The organism is Chryseobacterium sp. ON_d1, from assembly GCF_006829085.1.
Lineage (GTDB): Bacteria > Bacteroidota > Bacteroidia > Flavobacteriales > Weeksellaceae > Chryseobacterium.
The window spans coordinates 402,123-420,843 of the sequence record NZ_BJTC01000001.1; the positions used below are offsets into that span (position 1 = coordinate 402,123).

Annotated in this window: 11 protein-coding genes; 7 read left to right on the forward strand and 4 right to left on the reverse strand. The window is 38.5% G+C overall.

Features of this window, described 5'->3' with window-relative positions; genetic code table 11:
- Positions 1–13 precede the first annotated feature (13 nt).
- Positions 14–2,377, forward strand: coding sequence for a patatin-like phospholipase family protein (locus CRS_RS01725; RefSeq protein ID WP_142722361.1), 2,364 nt, complete (start codon positions 14–16; stop codon positions 2,375–2,377).
- A 105-nt stretch (positions 2,378–2,482) separates the two neighbouring features.
- Here CRS_RS01725 and CRS_RS01730 read toward each other — a convergent pair whose 3' ends face one another.
- The 4 genes from CRS_RS01730 to CRS_RS01745 all read right to left on the reverse strand — a co-directional run bounded on the left by CRS_RS01730 (position 2,483) and on the right by CRS_RS01745 (position 7,898).
- The gene (locus tag CRS_RS01730) at positions 2,483–4,441 is read right to left on the reverse strand and encodes a T9SS type A sorting domain-containing protein (RefSeq protein WP_142722362.1); all 1,959 of its coding nucleotides are present in this window, start codon (positions 4,439–4,441) and stop codon (positions 2,483–2,485) included.
- A 159-nt stretch (positions 4,442–4,600) separates the two neighbouring features.
- A complete protein-coding gene (locus CRS_RS01735; protein ID WP_142722363.1) occupies positions 4,601–5,779 on the reverse strand; it encodes an acyl-CoA dehydrogenase family protein in 1,179 nt (392 codons plus the stop codon).
- Between the two features lie 129 nt (positions 5,780–5,908).
- Positions 5,909–6,697, reverse strand: coding sequence for an NUDIX domain-containing protein (locus CRS_RS01740; RefSeq protein ID WP_142722364.1), 789 nt, complete (start codon positions 6,695–6,697; stop codon positions 5,909–5,911).
- 16 nt (positions 6,698–6,713) lie between these two features.
- Complete coding sequence (locus CRS_RS01745) at positions 6,714–7,898, reverse strand: sugar MFS transporter (RefSeq protein WP_142722365.1); 1,185 nt, start codon at positions 7,896–7,898, stop codon at positions 6,714–6,716.
- Between the two features lie 176 nt (positions 7,899–8,074).
- Between CRS_RS01745 and CRS_RS01750 the strand changes: the two genes are divergently transcribed.
- The 6 genes from CRS_RS01750 (at position 8,075) to CRS_RS01775 (ending at position 18,592) form a co-directional block, all read left to right on the forward strand.
- Positions 8,075–10,993 carry a TonB-dependent receptor gene (locus CRS_RS01750; RefSeq protein WP_142722366.1) on the forward strand — a complete coding sequence of 973 codons (2,919 nt, stop codon included), beginning with the start codon at positions 8,075–8,077 and terminating at the stop codon, positions 10,991–10,993.
- 11 nt (positions 10,994–11,004) lie between these two features.
- Positions 11,005–12,564: a RagB/SusD family nutrient uptake outer membrane protein gene (locus CRS_RS01755; RefSeq protein WP_142722367.1), complete on the forward strand. Its 1,560-nt coding sequence runs from the start codon at positions 11,005–11,007 to the stop codon at positions 12,562–12,564.
- A 3-nt stretch (positions 12,565–12,567) separates the two neighbouring features.
- On the forward strand, positions 12,568–13,992 hold the full coding sequence (locus CRS_RS01760; protein WP_142722368.1) for a glycoside hydrolase family 30 beta sandwich domain-containing protein: 1,425 nt from the start codon (positions 12,568–12,570) through the stop codon (positions 13,990–13,992).
- Positions 13,993–14,001: 9 nt separating this feature from the next.
- Positions 14,002–16,224 carry a beta-glucosidase BglX gene (bglX, locus tag CRS_RS01765; protein ID WP_142722369.1) on the forward strand — a complete coding sequence of 741 codons (2,223 nt, stop codon included), beginning with the start codon at positions 14,002–14,004 and terminating at the stop codon, positions 16,222–16,224.
- A 78-nt stretch (positions 16,225–16,302) separates the two neighbouring features.
- Entirely contained in the window at positions 16,303–17,112 is an 810-nt protein-coding gene (locus CRS_RS01770; protein ID WP_142722370.1) for a family 16 glycosylhydrolase, read from the forward strand.
- 40 nt (positions 17,113–17,152) lie between these two features.
- Entirely contained in the window at positions 17,153–18,592 is a 1,440-nt protein-coding gene (locus tag CRS_RS01775) for a glycoside hydrolase family 30 beta sandwich domain-containing protein (protein ID WP_142722371.1), read from the forward strand.
- Positions 18,593–18,721: the final 129 nt, after the last annotated feature.

Here is an 18,721-nt window from a genome sequence, read left to right on the forward strand (position 1 = left end):
TTAAGAATCACCAATGAAAAAGATCCTGATATTTTTTGCCATAGTTTTCTCTATTATTGTCAAATCTCAGCAAAAGAATGATTCCCTGGCCGTGGCCCTTCAGAATGTAACCAAAGACACTAAATTTGGTCTTGCTCTCAGTGGCGGCGGGGCAAAAGGGTTTGCACACATTGGGATTCTGAAAATGATTGATTCGCTGGGAATCAAGGTAGATTATATTACGGGAACCAGTATGGGAGGAATTCTGGGAGGCTTATATGCCATGGGATATAATGCTGATCAATTGAAACATACCATTTATAAAATGGACTGGAACAGGATTCTGAGTAATAAAATTCCTTACAGCAAAGTCAATATCAGTGAAAAAGATGAATATGACAAATACATCCTGGAATTTCCTGTTGTAAAAGGAATTCCTACTCTACCCAGCTCTTATATTGAAGGACAGTATATGGGAGAGGTGCTCAATACCCTTACTTTTAATGCCAAACATATCAATGATTTCAGCAGACTGAGAATTCCTGTACAGCTTACTTCTTCAGATATTGAAAATGGAGGGCTGGTGATGCAGAAAGAAGGATCTCTGCCGCTGGCTATTCGTGCTACATTAGCAATTCCTGCAGCTTTTGCCCCAGTTTATATTGACGGGAAACTGTTGGTGGATGGTGGGCTGGACCGTAATTATCCGGCTAATGAGGTTCGCGAAATGGGAGCAGATTTTGTGATTGGTGGATATACCGGTTTCCGCCTTTTTACCAAAAAAGAAATTGAGAATCCGATGAAAATGATTTATCAGACTCATGCCATCCGTTCTGTAGAAGATTTCAAGCATCAGAAAGAATTATCCAACATCCTGGTAGATTTTGTGGATCCATTGGGAGAGATTACGACTAAAGATTTTGCCAGATTCAGAAAGATTATAAAAATAGGAGAGGTAGAAGCGAGAAAACATCTTCCTGAATTTGTAGCCCTTGCTGAAGCACAACGAAAAGCTGGTATCAAATATGAGCACGAAATGATTGAAGAAGTAAAGCTGCCCACAACAAAATTTACTTTCAATGAAGAAGATGGAACTCCCATTAATGATGTAGCTGAGATTGAAGTGCTGAAAAAGCAAATGGGCCTTACGGAAGGGAAGTATTATGATGCGAAAACGGTCAATGAAGCCATAGACAGAGTATTTGGAATGCGCCAGTACGTAAAGGTGTATTACACATACACAAATGCCAATGATGGTCTTGTGATGAATGTTTTTGTGAAAAGAGCCAAAAAAGGAGCTTTCAAACTGGCCCTGCATTATGATACAGAGCAGTCCGTAGGGATTATTGTCAACTATACCTACAGAAATATCCTTTTGAACAGATCAAGATTTCTGGCAACTGTAGATATTTCTGAACGTTTTAAAGCCAAAGTTGCTTACCAGCAGTTTTTAGACAGTGGAGAACGTTTGTGGTTGGATCTGGAAGCTAAAATGATCCATCTTAAAAGTAATGACCTGAACTTCAGGTTATACGATGTAGGAGGAGAGAGTGGTGACCGCTTTCCCAACCATATTTACAGAAATATTACCGGAAAGATAGCCCTGAATTATAATATCAGTCCCAATGCCTTTTTCTCCTTGGGAACAGAGTTCAGTACAGAAAGAATGTACAGTTTACTGGATAAAGTGGATCAGGCAAAAGTAGATAACTACAGTAAAAAACTATATAACCACAGTAATTTCAACACATTTTTGAAGTTTGAACAGAACAATCTCAACAAAAGATACTTCTTCACAAAAGGGAATCACCTGCAGATGAGTGCAAGGTTTTATTATGGAGATCAGTATCAACTGTATGATCTGAGTACCGTACAGCCACTTTTATATCCTATATTGAACCCTAAAGACCCATACTATTATCAGCCTAAAAACCTGGTTTCTTTCACTTTGAATGAAAATTTTGCCCACCCGATCACACGGAGGTTAACTGCTAAGGTAAATCTTTTCCTGGGAACAAGTTTTGGGGCACAGAGAGAAGATCAGGTCCCTTATCTCTTCCTGAATCAGAAATATAATTTAGGAGGGAGTGAATATAATTATGATTTGCTAAGTCCGGAATTTAATGGCCTCCGTCAGAAGGAGCTTCCTATGACTTCTGTGGCAAAAGCATCGGCGTCATTACAGTACAGAATTATGAAAAGACTTTATGTGACTCCTTCTTTCAGTTATGGTAAGGTAAGTGAAGAGTTTTCTCCTTTTAATAACAGTTTTGATATGTTTGGTTACGGAGTGAATCTGGGGTATGAATCTTTGATCGGACCTATCAGTTTGAATATTTCCAGAAACAGTCAGCTTGATTTCTCAAGGATATACTTGAGTATTGGCTTTAAGTTTTAGGGCTAACTGTATTCTCTGTTTAAAGTTAATTATTATCATAAAAAAGCACTTCATTGCTGAAGTGCTAAAATTAACTTGAAATGAGATATAGAAGAGTGATTGAGTTTACAGTTTTACTTTTTTATTAATGACTTTACCATTAGACAATGTAATTTGTATCAGGTATATGCCGGATTCTAAGCTTCGGGACTCAAACAATGGCTTGTTAACTTCCTGCTGAATGACCAGAGAACCGGAAATACTGTAAATGCTGATGTTTTTAATATCACTGCCGGCTTTTGCAATGATTTGCTGCTTTTGAGAGAAAATATCAGCATTGTTTTCAGAAAATGGCTTACCCCCAACGGCTTTATCAAACTGAAGATTATAATAAGGAGTTACCACTTCAAAAGTATAATTTTTATTTTCCAGATCTTCTACATTGATTCCTCCGGCTTCATGGTATTGTTTTTTAGAAATGCTTTTAATCAGTGTTTTATTTTCATCGAAGATGTTTACAGAAGAAAGTTCAGCCTGATCAACTTTCAGTTGTAAAACCGATGGGGTTGCAGACTTTATAATTTCATTTTCATTTACTTTTTGGGGGGTGTTTTTGATATATGGAATTATTTTATCTTCGTTATTTTCTGATACTTTCAACAAATAAACGCCATCCTTTAAAGTTGCTAAATTACGGTTGTCAGCAGTTCTGCTTTTGGTCTTTTCCTGATTGAAATCTTTAATTTCCGCCAGCTTCATTGTTCCGAGATCCGGTTTTATCTGTGAAGAAAGAACAATAGGCTTTTCAGAACTTTTCTCTGTAGACTGCCTGCCAAAAACAGATCCTGCAATAGCCCATTCATTTAGCAGCCCACCGCTTCTCAGGGTATTAAATTTGGCATTTGATGCCAGAGTAAACGGAAGAATTCCTCCTACATGGCCAATAGGCCCCCAATAAAAAGAATCCAGTTTGTATTTATTAAGATCCCACCACGGATAATACCCACGCTGAACATCAATGGTTTTAGATGTGTTTTCAGGTGGAATAGCCAAATCTACAGTCGAATGTCCCAATGTCATTGGGGTTTTATTGTACCAGTCGTATACATCCTTAGGTTTCAGGCATTGTCTGAGCTTATTGTTGGGATTATTCGTAACATCACTGACAAAGTTTGCGGTAAAGAGATTTCTCCAAATGACGGGCCCCCATAGAAGTCCGCCGTTATCCTGAACAACATGATAATTGTACTTATCGAGGTATTCAGCGGAAATAACCTCTGAGATATCGTTGCTGTATGTCTTATATCCTGTATTGTTGCAGGTATGGAGAACATTGGCCAGAAATGAGGTAAAAGGGTATATGTCTTTTTCCAGCACCCCTTTATTCAAGGTCACTCCGGAAAAATCATACGGCCCGTCACCCATGTAGGCATACTTGAATTTGATATTATTGGGATTTGAAATACTTAATCTTTTTAAAGTAGACATAGCAGCATGTGCTCCCTGGGAATAACCGGCTAAAAAGTATTCATCATAACGCTTAATATTCAGTTGTGTCAATACTTTATTGGCCGCTGTGATAAAATCTATGGTAGCACCGGCTTCTGTGGCATAATCTACATACGGGTGTACTCCGTCTCCTGTTCCCATCCCTACATAGTCAGGTGCCATTAAAATATATCCGTTAAGAACATAAGATAGCTCCACTACAAATCCTGCAGTTAGAGCCCCTTTGAAATTAGAAGGCACATTGTGTCTGCTGTCAGTAGTGCCATGGTCGGAGACTACTGTCGATAGCTTAAATGGTACATTGGGGTACATGAGTAAGCCGGTGGCTTTTACAAGGACATTATTTTCATTTTTGGTGTAATAGGTGATCTTGTAGCCTTTTAACCCAACATTAAAGCTATTGAGATAGCTGGCGAACTCCGGAGCATCCTGATTGCCAAGATTACTGGCTATAAAACTGATAACTCCTTGAGGGGTTAAATCCAGTTTCTGTTCGGCACTTATAACATCACCAGCCTGCTGAGCAAAGTAAAACGGAGCTGTAAGGCTTAATAAAAAAGTTGTGATTTTTTTCATATTGTTTGTTTTTACCTGGTATTAAAGTAATAATTTTAATAAAATCACAAAAACTTTACAATATCAATAATTATTCATTGAATATCAATTCTCAGCAAAGTGAGTAAAATAAAAGAGTCTGACCGGTGGCCAGACTCTTTATTTATATTTTTCTGTTTTTTAGAAAGCGTTGATTCCTGTAATATCTAATCCGGTGATCAGTAAATGAACATCATGAGTTCCTTCGTAAGTGATCACAGACTCAAGGTTAGCAGCGTGTCTCATCATTGGGAATTCACCCATAATTCCCATACCTCCAAGGATCTGTCTCGATTCTCTGGCAATGTCAATCGCCATTTTTACATTGTTGCGCTTAGCCATTGAAATCTGAGCAGGGGTCGCTTTATGGTTATTTTTAAGGTTTCCTAACTGAAGACACAGTAACTGAGCTTTAGTAATTTCCGTTAAGAATTCAGCCAGTTTTTTCTGCTGAAGCTGGTAAGAACCGATGGGTTTTCCAAATTGCTTTCTTTCTTTTGAATACTGAACAGCAGTACAGTAGCAGTCGATAGCAGCCCCGATTACACCCCATGAAATTCCGTATCTTGCAGAGTTCAGACAAGAAAGAGGTCCTTTCAGCCCTGTTACACCAGGAAGTAAGTTTTCTTTAGGAACTTTTACATTATTGAATACCAGTTCTCCCGTTTTTGAAGCTCTTAAGCTCCATTTATTATGAGTTTCAGGAGTTGTGAATCCTTCCATTCCTCTTTCAACGATTAATCCCTGTACTTTTCCTTCCTCATTTTTAGCCCATACCACAGCAATATCGCATAGAGGAGAGTTGGTGATCCACATTTTAGCTCCGTTTAAAAGATAATGATCTCCCATATCTTTAAAATACGTTTCCATAGAACCCGGATCAGAGCCATGATTAGGTTCTGTCAATCCAAAAGATCCGATCATTTCTCCGGCAGCAAGCTTAGGAAGATATTTCTTTTTCTGCTCCTCGGAACCGAATTCATTGATAGGAAACATTACTAAAGAACTTTGTACCGAAGCAGCAGAACGCACTGCAGAATCTCCTCTTTCCAGCTCCTGCATAATCAGACCATAAGAAATCTGATCTAATCCTGAACCGCCATACTCAACCGGGATATAAGGTCCCAGTGCCCCAATTTTCCCCAATTCTCTCATAAGATTGGGTAAATCCGTATGATTTTGAGCGGCCTGATCTATCTGCGGCATTACAAAACTTTCAACCCAGTCTCTTACAGATTGGCGGATCAGTTTATGTTCTTCAGTAAGTAAAGCATCAATTCCATAATAATCAGGGATGCTTGTAAGAGGATAATATGACATGATTTTTTGATTTGGTTAAAAGTAACATTTTTCGTGGTGTCCTGAAAATTTTTTTAAAAACTTGTCTTATTGTTGATTTTCAGTGAGATAATGGTCTGTTTCTTTATTTAGAAGGCAAATTCTGTATTTTTATGATTCCTCATCATTGGATATGGGGTACTGGCTCGTAGAGTTGTGAACCTTACTTTTAAATTTATACAGATAGGGAGCTTTATTAGCTGAACCGTCATAAAGTTTTTCCAGTCTGTCCAGGATATTTAAGCTTAAAATTTTACGCTGGAAATTATTTCTTCTGAATTTTTGGCCTAAAATCGTTTCATAAAGTGACTGAAGATCCTTCATGGTGAATTTCTCAGGAAGCAGATTACTGGCTGCTACTTCTGTATTGATATTCATTCTCAGATACTCTAACCCGGTTTCTATAATTCTGTCATGATCAAAAGCCATCTTTGGCAGATTGTTGACCTCAAACCATTCACAGCTTTCATTGAAAGCATCAGGAAAAGTATTCGCCAATGAAAAATCAATAAGACTGCAATAGCCTACCGTAACAAACCGCTGAAAGATCCAGTGTTCTGCAGGAAGTTCTATCCCTTTGTTTTTAAGCAGAATCTGATGCACATTGTTTTCTGTACGGTCTATTCTTCCAAAGGTATGAAACTGCTTTAAAAACAATCCTTTGAGATGGGTTCTTTCGTGCAAAACCCTTTCAGCAGCTTCTCTGAGATCTTCATCATTGAAAACGAATCCACCTGGAAGAGACCACAGATCCAGATCGTGATACTTTAGAAGAAGAACTTTCAAAATGTTATTATGAAACCCGAATATCGTACAGTCAACAGATATATGGGCTACAAAATCTTTTGTATCAATCAGTTCCTGAAGTGTTTCCTTACTTTTTGTGTCTTTGATTTTCATGGCAGTAAAAATAAAACTATTTTCTTTTTGAAACGTTAAAAAATACCAAACTCATCCCAAAAAGAAGAATTACCGAGGATAAAATGTATAAAGGATAGAAATTTAGTAATTGTTTTTCAAACAGAACAGCAATAATGATCGAGCTTACAGAGCTGCCCAGAGAGGAAAAGATGACAATAAGCGAGGTGAAAAGATTGACTTTTTCCTTATCGATCTGTGCAATCATCTTTGAATTGATAACTGGATACAGGGGAGACAAAAATAACCCAATCACCGGAAATAAGAAAAGAATTATTTTTGAATCTACTGATTCAAAGTATTGGATTCCTACAATAACAGCCAGTAAAGAGATAATGAAAATCATGCACGAAATATAGTAACCGGGTAACGAAAATCTTCGGATAATATTTGCTGTTATGGTTCTTCCTACATAGGAAAATACTGCCAGAAAGGAGGTTGCCTGAAGCGCGAAGAATGAGTTGACCTTCAGATGGTTTTTGTAAAAAGAAGGAAGCCAGGAATTGAATCCCTGCTCTACAAAAACGATGAAAAATATGACACCAAGAAATAATGCCGCGGCGGGGGTCATGAATCCTGACAGTTCAGAGAATATGCTCTCATTTTTCTGTGGTTTTGACTCAGAGATTGCAATTTTTGAAAGGAGGAATATCGTTACTGCGGATAAAAAAGCAATCAGTAAGAAGCAGAACTTCCAGTATTCTGAATATTCGCTCGATACGACCCAACCAAAACAGGTGTTGATAACAAAGATTCCTATCATAAAGGAAGCTTCGACGCTGTTCATCGTTTTTGCCAGTGACTTTTCGTCGGAAATATTATTCCTGATAATCCCAAAAACACAGATTTTACCAATTGCAAAACAGGCCCCGATGATCGCAAACCATAATTTGAAGAACCAGAAAACTTCTACAAATGGTAAAAGGCAGGAACACAATCCCACAATGACCAAAGCTGAAATCAGTGCTTTTTTTGTGCCTGTCTTATTGATGAAACTTACTGCAAAAAGTGAGATAAAGGCTATCGGCAGGTCTTTAAAAGATTCCAAAAATCCCAATTCACCATAAGTGATTTTCTCTTCGGAAAGCTGTAGTATGATAAGCCCTATACAGTTTAAAACCATTGAAAAAATAAGAAAGGTAAGTTTTAAAGGAAGAGAAAATTTTGAAAGCTTGATCGTCATTTTGGGAGATATCTTTATTGATTTTTTCTGAAATTTTATGAAATATTGATGCGAAGATAAGGCTTCTAACCCTGAAAAATAAAAGAAAAATTAAAATATTTGTGAATAGAATGTTAATTAATTGAAAAAAAATATATTTTTATTGTCTCAATTTGAGAATTAAACAATAACTGTATATGAATGTAAGAATATCAAGAAGCGTAGGAGTAGTTGCCGTCCTCTATTTTACGGCCAACTTCAGTGCCCAGACCAAGGTGAAGGACACACTTGCTAAAGAAAACAAAATAGACGAAGTTGTAGTCATCGGTTACGGTACCCAGAAAAAGAGTAATGTAACAGGAGCTATTGCGAGTATTAAAGCCAGCGACATTGAAAACATCCCGGCAGGTAAACCCGAACAGGTATTGCAGGGTAGAGCAGCAGGGGTTTCTGTTGTTACGAATTCGGGTCAGCCTGGTGCTGCTGCCACCGTACGTGTAAGAGGGATCACCAGCTTTGGAGCAGGAAGCAACAGTCCTCTGTGGGTAGTAGATGGTATTGTTGTAGATAATATCGGCTGGCTGAATCAGTCCGATATAGAAAGTATTGAAGTCTTAAAAGATGGAGCCTCGTCCGCAATCTATGGGGTTTCAGCCGCAAAAGGGGTAATTCTGGTGACCACCAAAAAAGGGAAAAGAGGAAAACTGACCCTCTCTTATAATGGGTTTTATGGTTTTTCAAATGCTTCCAAAAAGCTTGATCTTTTAGATGCTACACAATATGCCAAAATTATCAATGAAGGTTTCGTTAATGATGGTCAGGCACCAAGGTTTGCGAATCCGGAATCATTTGGAAAAGGTACCAACTGGCAGGATGCTATTTTCGGGACCGGTGAAAAATCCTCTCACGAAGTAAGCATTACAGGAGGGAATGAAAAATCAACATACTATACCTCGTTCGGATACTTTGATCAGACAGGTATTGTAATGAGTGATATTTCTTATTACAAAAGAATCAATGCAAGATTCAACTCAACCCATAAAGTGACAGATTACCTGACCATAGGGCAAACCTTTGCGTACACGCATGTGAAGTCTCAGGGGGTAAGTGCAAACGAAGAATTTGGCGGACCGTTGGCATCAGCAGTTAACCTGGATCCTACGACTCCGGTTGTGGTGACAGATTGGTCAATGGTTGACCCAAGTGGCTATACCAACCCTTATATCATCCGTGATTCCGAAGGGCGGCCATATGGAATTTCCAGATATGTAAATAATGAAATGACCAACCCTCAAGCTTTCCGCCATATTCAACAGGGAAACTACAACTGGTCTGATGATTTCGTGGGAAATGTTTTTGCTGAACTTAAGTTTCTGGATCATTTCACATTTAAGTCCAGCCTTAACGGTAAGAAATCCTATTGGGGAAGCCGTACTTTTACTCCAAAATATTATTTAAGTCCCAACTATAACAATACCAGCTTCAATAGTCTGAACAAGATAGAGGAAAATAAATTCGAATGGAGTATGGAAAATACGCTGACATACCAGAACAAGTTCGGTGATCACAACATCAACATCATGGTTGGTCAGGGAGTATATCGTTACAATATTGCTGGAGGAACAAGTCTGACGTATAGTAATCTGCCTATTGATAACTGGCAGGATGCTTCTTTCAATTTTGATATTTCTCAGGATAATATTGTGGCAAAAGGATGGGATGGAATTGAAACCCGTAAAGCATCTTATTTCGGTAGAATTATTTATGATTATGCAGACAAATATTTATTCACCGGAACGATTCGTAGAGATGGCTCTTCAAAATTTGCAACCAATCAGCATTGGGGAACTTTCCCATCTATGTCCCTGGGATGGAATGTACATAAGGAAAACTTCTGGCCGGAGAATAAAGTAGTTAATAACTTAAAATTAAGAGGAGGTTACGGAGTATTAGGAAATGATGAAATGGATAATTTCAGATTTGCAAGTTTCATGGTTTCCGGAAGTAATTATACCAATTCCAGTAATAATATCATCATTGGTTATGCACCAAGTACACTGGAAAACCCAAACCTGAAATGGGAACAGACCAGCCAGCTGAACATCGCTGCAGATTTAAAATTGTTCAATAATTTTACTCTTACAGCAGATTGGTACAAGAAGAAAACAACCGATATCCTGAGACAAATTAATATTCCCGGTTACGTAGGAGTTCCGAATCTACCTTGGTCAAACGTAGGAGATATGCAGAATAGCGGATTAGAACTTGAACTGGGATACAAAAAGAACTGGGAGGATTTCGGAATTTCAGTTAATGGTAATTTCGCTACTATAAAGAATGAAGTTCTCCGATTGGAGGATGATATTCAATATTTCAACCTGGCTTCTTTCCAGACTATGGGAGCTGTATCCAGAGTAGCAGTTGGGCAGCCGTACGGATCATTTTACGGATATACATATAGTGGAGTCTTCCAGAATCAGGCACAAATTAACAATTATGTAAATGCCAATGGAGTAAAATTATTACCGGATGCAAAACCGGGAGACTTTATCTGGCAGGATAATAATGGAGATGGTAAAATTGATGACAATGATAAAGTAAACCTGGGAAGTTCTATTCCGAAGTATACTTTCGGACTTACAGTGAATCTTAATTATAAGAATTTTGATCTGATGATGTTTGCACAAGGACAGGCTGGTAATAAGATTTTCCAGGGCTTAAGAAGATTGGATTTGCTTGATGCCAATTATCAGACAAGAATTTTAGACCGATGGACAGGGGAAGGATCTACCAATGATAATCCAAGAATTACCCGTAATGATCCTAACCATAACTATTCATGGATGTCCAATTATTATCTTCAGAAAGGAGATTACGTGCGTTTGAAAATTGTTCAGTTAGGCTATACAATTCCTCAGGATGTTACGAAACGTTTCGGAATGAGTAAAGTAAGATTGTATATCACTGGAGAAAATCTGGTTACTTTCACAAAATATACAGGATATGATCCGGAAATTGCAGGAAGAAATAATTCTGAACAAGATATTATCGGTGTTGACAGAGCGTATTATCCGCAAGCCAGAACATTCTTAATAGGAGCTAATATTCAATTTTAATGACCAACAAAATGAAAAATAAAAATTTTATATATAAAGGACTTGCCGTTGCGTTTCTGACAGGTCTGAGTTTTACTAATATAGGCTGTAGTGGTTCATACCTGGATGAAGTACAAAATTCAGGGGCATTCAGCACTGATTCATATTTTAAAAATGAACAGCAGTCTTTTAGTGCACTGATTTCCGTATATGATGTTTTAAGAAAATATTCTGCGGGATTTGAAAACACCGTTACTTTCTTTAATGCCGCGTCTGATGACTTTTATTCCGGTGGAGGAAGTTCCAATGATGGTGCAGGTATCCAGGGGATGAATAATTATATGATCAATCCCAATACCATGCCCGCCAGCTACTGGAAAGATTACTACCAGGGAATTGCCCGCGCTAATCTTGTAATAGAAAAAGTTCCGGGAGCTTCCATGAATGAAGACATAAAAAAGCGATATATTGCAGAAGCCAAAGTTCTCCGTTCTTTGTATTATTTTGAGCTCGTAAGAATGTTTGGAAATATTCCTCTGATTCTCAAAAGTATAACTGTTTCAGATGATTACTGGCATATACCACAGGCAAAACCAGGCGATGTGTATGCACAGATAGAAAGTGATATCAACGCTGCCATTCCGGACCTGATGATGACACCGGGCAGTGGCGACAAAGGACGAATTACGCAGGGGACTGCCAGAGCTATATTGGGGAAAATTTACCTTTACGATAAAAAAATGCCTGAAGCTGCTGCTCAATTTGCTCAAGTAAATGGCACACCCGGGGGAACCAGTCAGTATGGATATAAGCTGGTGGCAAATTATGCAGATTTGTTTAAAGTTGCACTGGAAACTGATCCGGATCCAAATAAATACAAATTCTTATCAGAATCTATCCTTGAAGTTATGCATACCAATAAAGGAAGTTCCGATTGGGGATTCTGGGGACAGGGTAAAGATGAAGGAAACTCTATCAATGTAATGGTAGGTCCTCGTTCTTATTCATTAAAAAATATTCCGAATAATGACGCCCCGGATATTTATTCAGGTTGGGCATTTAATACCGTAACGGAAAACTTTGTCACTTTTATGCAGGGTGATCCAAGATTGGATGTAACGGTTTTCAACGCAAAAAAACTGGTGACAGAAGGCAAAATCTCTTATGGTCCTGCTTTTGCAGATACAGGATATTTCTTAAATAAATATTTGCCAACAAATGCTTTAAAGAGCTCGCTTCCAGGACCTGCAGAACTTAATTTCCGTCAGAATTATATTGCAATAAGATTAGCCGATACTTATCTGATGGAAGCTGAAGCATTAGGAGGAGCAGGAGCCAGAGCCCAGGCTTTGTTAGACGCAGTAAGAGCAAGGGTCGGTTTAGCATCAGTTCCTGTTTCTTTGCAGGCGATTAAAGATGAAAGAAGAAGAGAGCTTGCCGGAGAAGGACACCGATGGTTTGACCTTGTCAGATGGGGAGATGCTCCATCAGCGCTTGCATTCAAAGGGTTTAAAGCCAATAAAAATGAAATTCTTCCAATTCCATTCAATGAATTGCCGAATACATCTTTAAAACAAAACCCCGGATACTAACCCATGAAGTTTCACAACTTATATAGTTTCTTTAGAGGTGCCGCACTGCTTAGTGGTGTGGCCCTTTTTCCTTTATCATGTACTTCACTTGCATCCAATAAGGACAATGAAGTGCAATATTGGCTTACCAAGGGGGATGAAAGTGTAAAATTACAGCAGCAGAGTTCCGTTAAATTTGTAAATAGCTCCAACAGCTATCAGAATATTGAAATTGATGATACTCAAAAGTTTCAATATGTTGATGGTTTTGGATATACATTAACAGGAGGAAGTGTTGAGGTAATCAACCGTTTGTCGTCTTCCAAAAGAAAAGCACTGCTTAATGAACTTTTTGGAAATGGTAAAAATTCAATCTCAGTCAGTTATTTAAGATTAAGCATAGGAGCTTCCGATCTTGATGGCGAAGTTTTTTCCTATGATGATCTTCCTGAAGGACAGGCGGATGCTTCTCTTTCAAAATTCAGTCTTAAAAAAGACAGGGCATTGATTGCTATGCTGAAAGAGATTTTAGACATCAATCCAAAAATTAAAATCATCGCAGCACCATGGTCAGCTCCGGTTTGGATGAAAGACAATGGAAAATCAAAAGGAGGAAGCCTGAAACCTGAATTTTACAGAACGTACGCCCAATATTTCGTGAAATACATTCAGGGAATGAAGAAAGAAGGCATTACCATTGATGCAGTAACGCCCCAGAATGAACCTTTACACCCTGGGAATAATCCCAGTTTGTATATGCCGTCTGCACAGCAGGGGGATTTTATCAAAAATCATTTGGGTCCGGCTTTTAAAGAAAATGGAATCAATACCAAAATTGTTGTTTACGACCACAACTGTAACAAACCTGAATACGCTATCGATATTTTAAAAGATGACGGGGCAAACAAATACATAGATGGATCAGCTTTTCATCTGTACGAAGGCGATATTTCTGCATTAAGTACTGTACATAATGCTTTTCCGGACAAAAACCTATACTTTACCGAGCAATGGACGGGTTCAAAAGGCACTTTTAATGAAGATCTGAACTGGCATACAAAAAATGTAATCATCGGTTCTATGAGAAACTGGAGCAGGATCGCTTTAGAATGGAATCTTGCCAATGATCCTGAATTCAAACCACATACGGATGGCGGATGTACAGAATGTAAAGGCGCTATTACAGTTTCCAGCAGTGAGAATTTCACCAGAAATGTTTCCTATTATATTATTGCACATGCCTCAAAATTTGTTCCGGCAGGGTCCCGGCGTATTGCTTCCACACAGACCCATACACTTTCAACAGCCGCTTTTAAGACTCAATTTGGGAAAATAGTTTTAATTGTTCAGAACGATAATAAAGAAGATGAACATTTTAATATTAAATTTGCCGGAAAAACCGCTGCTGTAACAATTTCTGGACGTTCTGCAGCAACCTATATTTTTTAATTTGATACTATGAAAAGAGTTTATTTCTTACTGGCATTTTCTGCATTTGGACTGAATGCTTACGGACAAAAGACAATTGATCAGAAAGTAGCAGAGTTGCTGTCTAAAATGACCCTTGAAGAAAAAGTAGGACAAATGGTTCAATACAGCGGGTTTGAATACGCTACAGGTCCCCAGCATTCTAATTCGGCAGCTGTTTTAGAAGAAATTAAAAAAGGAAAAGTAGGTTCTATGCTGAATGTTGCCGGATCAGAAGAAACCAGGGCCTTTCAGAAGCTCGCAATGCAGTCAAGACTTAAGATTCCTTTACTGTTCGGGCAGGATGTTATTCATGGATACCGAACAACATTTCCTGTGAACATAGGACAGGCAGCAAGCTGGGATCTGGGAATGATTGAAAAGTCAGAAAGAATTGCTGCGACCGAAGCCTCAGCTTATGGGATTCACTGGACTTTTGCTCCGATGGTAGATATTGCCAGAGATCCGAGATGGGGAAGAGTAATGGAAGGTTCCGGGGAAGATACTTACCTGGGAACAAAAATAGGATTGGCAAGAATTAAAGGATTTCAGGGCAGAGGTTTGGGGAATCTTGATGCTATAATGGCCTGTGCAAAACACTTTGCAGCATACGGAGCTGCTGTAGGCGGGAGAGATTACAATTCTGTGGATATGAGTCTCAGACAGCTCAATGAAACTTATCTTCCACCATTCAAAGCGGCCGCAGAAGCAGGTGTAGCTACTTTTATGAACTCTTTTAATGACATCAACGGAATTCCGGCAACGGCCAATCAATATATTCAAAGAACCCTTTTAAAAGGGAAATGGAATTATAAAGGTTTTATCGTTTCAGACTGGGGAAGTATCGGGGAAATGATTCCTCACGGCTACGCCAAAGATGCAGCCCAGGCAGCAGAAAAAGCGATACAGGGCGGGAGTGATATGGATATGGAAAGCCGTGTTTATATGGCAGAACTTCCCAAACTGGTTAAAGAAGGAAAAGTAGATCCCAAGCTGATTGATGACGCAACAGGAAGAATTTTAACCAAGAAATTCGAAATGGGACTTTTCGATGATCCTTACAGATTCAGCAATGAAAAAAGACAGAAAGAGCAGACTGACAATCAGGAAAACAGAAAATTCGGGAGGGAATTTGGTTCAAAAAGTATTGTTCTTCTTAAAAACCAGGGAAATATTCTTCCGCTTTCAAAAAGTACAAAGACAGTTGCCCTGATTGGTCCTTTCGGGAAAGAAGCAGTAGCGAATCACGGTTTCTGGTCTGTTGCCTTTAAAGACGATAACCAAAGAATTGTTTCACAGTTTGACGGAATTAAAAATCAGCTGGATAAAAACTCTACTTTATTATATGCCAAAGGCTGTAATGTGGATGATCAGGATAAAACACAGTTTGCAGAAGCTATTGAAACAGCCAGAAAAGCTGATGTGGTGATTATGACACTGGGAGAAGGACATGCGATGAGTGGGGAAGCAAAAAGCAGAAGTAATATAGGGTTTACAGGTGTTCAGGAAGATCTGTTGAAAGAAATTGCCAAGACGGGTAAACCCATCATCCTGATGATCAATGCCGGAAGACCTCTGATCTTCAACTGGGCATCAGACAATATCCCTGCAATTATGTACACATGGTGGCTGGGAACTGAAGCCGGAAATTCTATTGCGGATGTCCTGTTCGGTACTGTGAATCCAGGTGGAAAGCTACCTATGACTTTTCCAAGAACAGAAGGGCAGATTCCTGTCTATTACAATCATTATAATACAGGAAGACCTGCAAAAAATAATACAGACAGAAATTATGTTTCAGCATACATCGATCTGGATAATGATCCAAAATATCCGTTTGGATATGGCTTAAGTTATACAGATTTTAAATATTCTGATATGGTTTTAAGTTCAACAAACCTTACTGGAAATCAGACACTGAATATCAGTGTTACTGTTTCCAATACAGGAAAGTATGATGGCGAAGAGGTTGTGCAGCTTTATATCAGAGATCTTTTCGGAAAAGTAGTAAGACCAGTAAAAGAGCTGAAAGGGTTCCAGAAAGTTTTTATCAAGAAAGGTGATCGTAAGAATGTAGACTTCAAACTGACGCCGGAAGATCTGAAGTTTTTTGATGATGATCTGAATTTTGACTGGGAAAGTGGTGAATTTGATATTATGGTTGGAACCAGTTCTCAAAATGTACAGACCAAAAGAATTAACTGGACAAAGTAAATTCAATAGGAGCGGGCTTTAGCCCGCTCAATAAAACGTCAGAAAATGGCTTTGGCCAAAACTTAAAATTTACTACATATGAATTTTAAAGCTAAAAATATCATCAAGATAAGAGCAGCAGGAATCTTTTTCCTTTCTATTCTTAGCTGCGCTTCGCATAAACCGGATTCTGGCAGAACCCTGATTTGGAGTGATGAGTTTAATGGAAAGGGACTTCCGGATTCATCAAAATGGAATTACGATGTCGGAGGTGGAGGTTTTGGTAACGAAGAAGCCCAGTTCTATACCAAAAACAGACCTGAGAATGCCAGAATGGAAAAAGGAAATCTGATCATTGAAGCCAGAAAAGAAAATTGGGAAAACAATAGATATACTTCCGCCAGACTTTTAACCAAAGGAAAATTTGCTTTTCAGTATGGAACAGTTGAGGTAAGGGCAAAGCTTCCCAAAGGACGGGGAACTTGGCCAGCCATCTGGATGATGAGTGAAAATATGAAGAAATGGCCGGATGACGGCGAACTGGATATCATGGAACATGTTGGTTATCATCAGGGATATATTCATGCCTCTGTTCATACCAAAAAATACAACCATATCCAGGGAACACAGAAAACGGATACTCTTTTTGTAAAGGATGTAAGTGAAAAGTTCCATGTCTATAAAGCAGACTGGACACCGGAAAAAATAGATGTTTATATAGATGATCAGAAGTTTTTTACCTATGAAAATAAAGAGAAAAATAATGATGCATGGCCTTTCAACAGACCTTATTTTATTATTTTAAATCTTGCTGTAGGGGGCTTTTGGGGAGGAAAGGAAGGCATTGAAGATGCTGTTTTTCCACAGAAGTATTATATAGACTATGTAAGGGTTTATCAAAATAAATAATGAAAATGAGGACCAGGTGGTCCGGAAACAGAAAAAAATCATGAGAAAACTAATTGTAAGTTGTTTTGTAGTAGGCGTTGTCATCAATGTCAATGCACAGAATTATTGGAAAAAAAATGCAGGAAAAACAGCTAAGGTAATTCTTACCAACTCAAAAGTGAATGAGAAGATGGTGGATAAAGGAGCCGTTAAATTTGAACAGTTTGGACAGCCCAAAGAAACAGATGCCTGTATTTTTGTGGCACCCACTTTTAAATATCAGAAACTGATAGGAATTGGGGGCGCCATTACGGACGCATCGGCAGAAACTTTTTATAAAATGCCAAAGAACAGACAGAAAGAAATTCTGGATGCTTATTTTGGGAAAAACGGGTTGGGATACACTGTAGTCCGTACCAATATGAATTCCTGTGACTTTTCCAGTGATTCCTATACCTATGTAGAAGATAATGATACTTCTCTGAAAACTTTTAATGTTGCTCACGATGAGAAGTATAAAATTCCAATGATCAAAGAAGCACAGAAAGCCATTGGAAATAACTTCACCTTCTATTTTTCTCCCTGGAGCCCTCCGGCCTGGATGAAATCGAATAGAAGTCTATACAAAGGCGGTAGGTTAGAAAATCAATATTATCAGACCTGGGCAGATTATTATATCAAATTTATCAAAGAATACGAAAAAAGAGGAATTAATATCTGGGGATTGACTGTTCAAAACGAGCCTATGGCTACCCAAAGCTGGGAATCATGTATCTATACTGCCGAAGAAGAAGGTGAATTCCTGAAAAATAACCTTGGACCCACTCTTTGGAAGAACGGATATAAAGATAAAAAGGTGATGATCTGGGACCACAACAGAGATCTTATTTACCAGAGAGCAACCACAACGTTAAGCGATCCGGAAACATCCAAATATGCTCACGGAATCGGCTATCACTGGTATGAAACATGGAACAATAAAACGCAGCTTTTTGACAATTTAGCAGAAACACACAGGGCTTTTCCGGATAAATTTCTTGCCTTCACTGAAGGATGTAAAGAACAGTTCAGCATGGATAAGATCTATGATGTAAGTCTGGGTGAGCTTTACAGCAAAAATATGCTGAATGACTTCAATAAAGGAAATGCACTATGGACCGACTGGAATATTCTCCTGGATGAAACCGGAGGACCTAATCACAAGGGAAATTTCTGTTTTGCTCCGATTATTGCAGACACCAAAACAGGAGAAGTTTTCTATACTTATGAATATTATTATATAGGACATGTTTCAAAATATATCAAGCCGAATGCACAGAGAATCGGAAGCTCATCGAACAGAGCTGCACTGACCTCTTCTGCTTTTATGAATGAAAACGGACAGTTGGTAACCGTTATTATGAATGATTCAGATAATGATATCGAAACCAATCTTTGGATTGAAGGTATGGCGGCCAAACTGAATGCTCCGGCACACTCTATACAGACCGTAATTTTATAAATATCATATTAACATTATTTTTGACAGACCCGGCGGCCTCATAGAGGCCGCCGGGTTATTTATTTTCATAAATAAAAAGTCCCATGAAATCATTTCATGGGACTTTTTATTGTAAACGAAATTGTATCA

Coding starts and splice junctions, on each gene's coding strand:
- CRS_RS01770 (WP_142722370.1), top strand. CDS start 16,303: ATGAATTTTAAAGCTAAAAATATCATCAAGATAAGAGCAGCAGGAATC.
- CRS_RS01755 (WP_142722367.1), top strand. CDS start 11,005: ATGAAAAATAAAAATTTTATATATAAAGGACTTGCCGTTGCGTTTCTG.
- CRS_RS01730 (WP_142722362.1), bottom strand. CDS start 4,441: ATGAAAAAAATCACAACTTTTTTATTAAGCCTTACAGCTCCGTTTTAC.
- CRS_RS01740 (WP_142722364.1), bottom strand. CDS start 6,697: ATGAAAATCAAAGACACAAAAAGTAAGGAAACACTTCAGGAACTGATT.
- CRS_RS01775 (WP_142722371.1), top strand. CDS start 17,153: ATGAGAAAACTAATTGTAAGTTGTTTTGTAGTAGGCGTTGTCATCAAT.
- CRS_RS01760 (WP_142722368.1), top strand. CDS start 12,568: ATGAAGTTTCACAACTTATATAGTTTCTTTAGAGGTGCCGCACTGCTT.
- CRS_RS01745 (WP_142722365.1), bottom strand. CDS start 7,898: ATGACGATCAAGCTTTCAAAATTTTCTCTTCCTTTAAAACTTACCTTT.
- CRS_RS01750 (WP_142722366.1), top strand. CDS start 8,075: ATGAATGTAAGAATATCAAGAAGCGTAGGAGTAGTTGCCGTCCTCTAT.
- CRS_RS01735 (WP_142722363.1), bottom strand. CDS start 5,779: ATGTCATATTATCCTCTTACAAGCATCCCTGATTATTATGGAATTGAT.
- bglX (WP_142722369.1), top strand. CDS start 14,002: ATGAAAAGAGTTTATTTCTTACTGGCATTTTCTGCATTTGGACTGAAT.
- CRS_RS01725 (WP_142722361.1), top strand. CDS start 14: ATGAAAAAGATCCTGATATTTTTTGCCATAGTTTTCTCTATTATTGTC.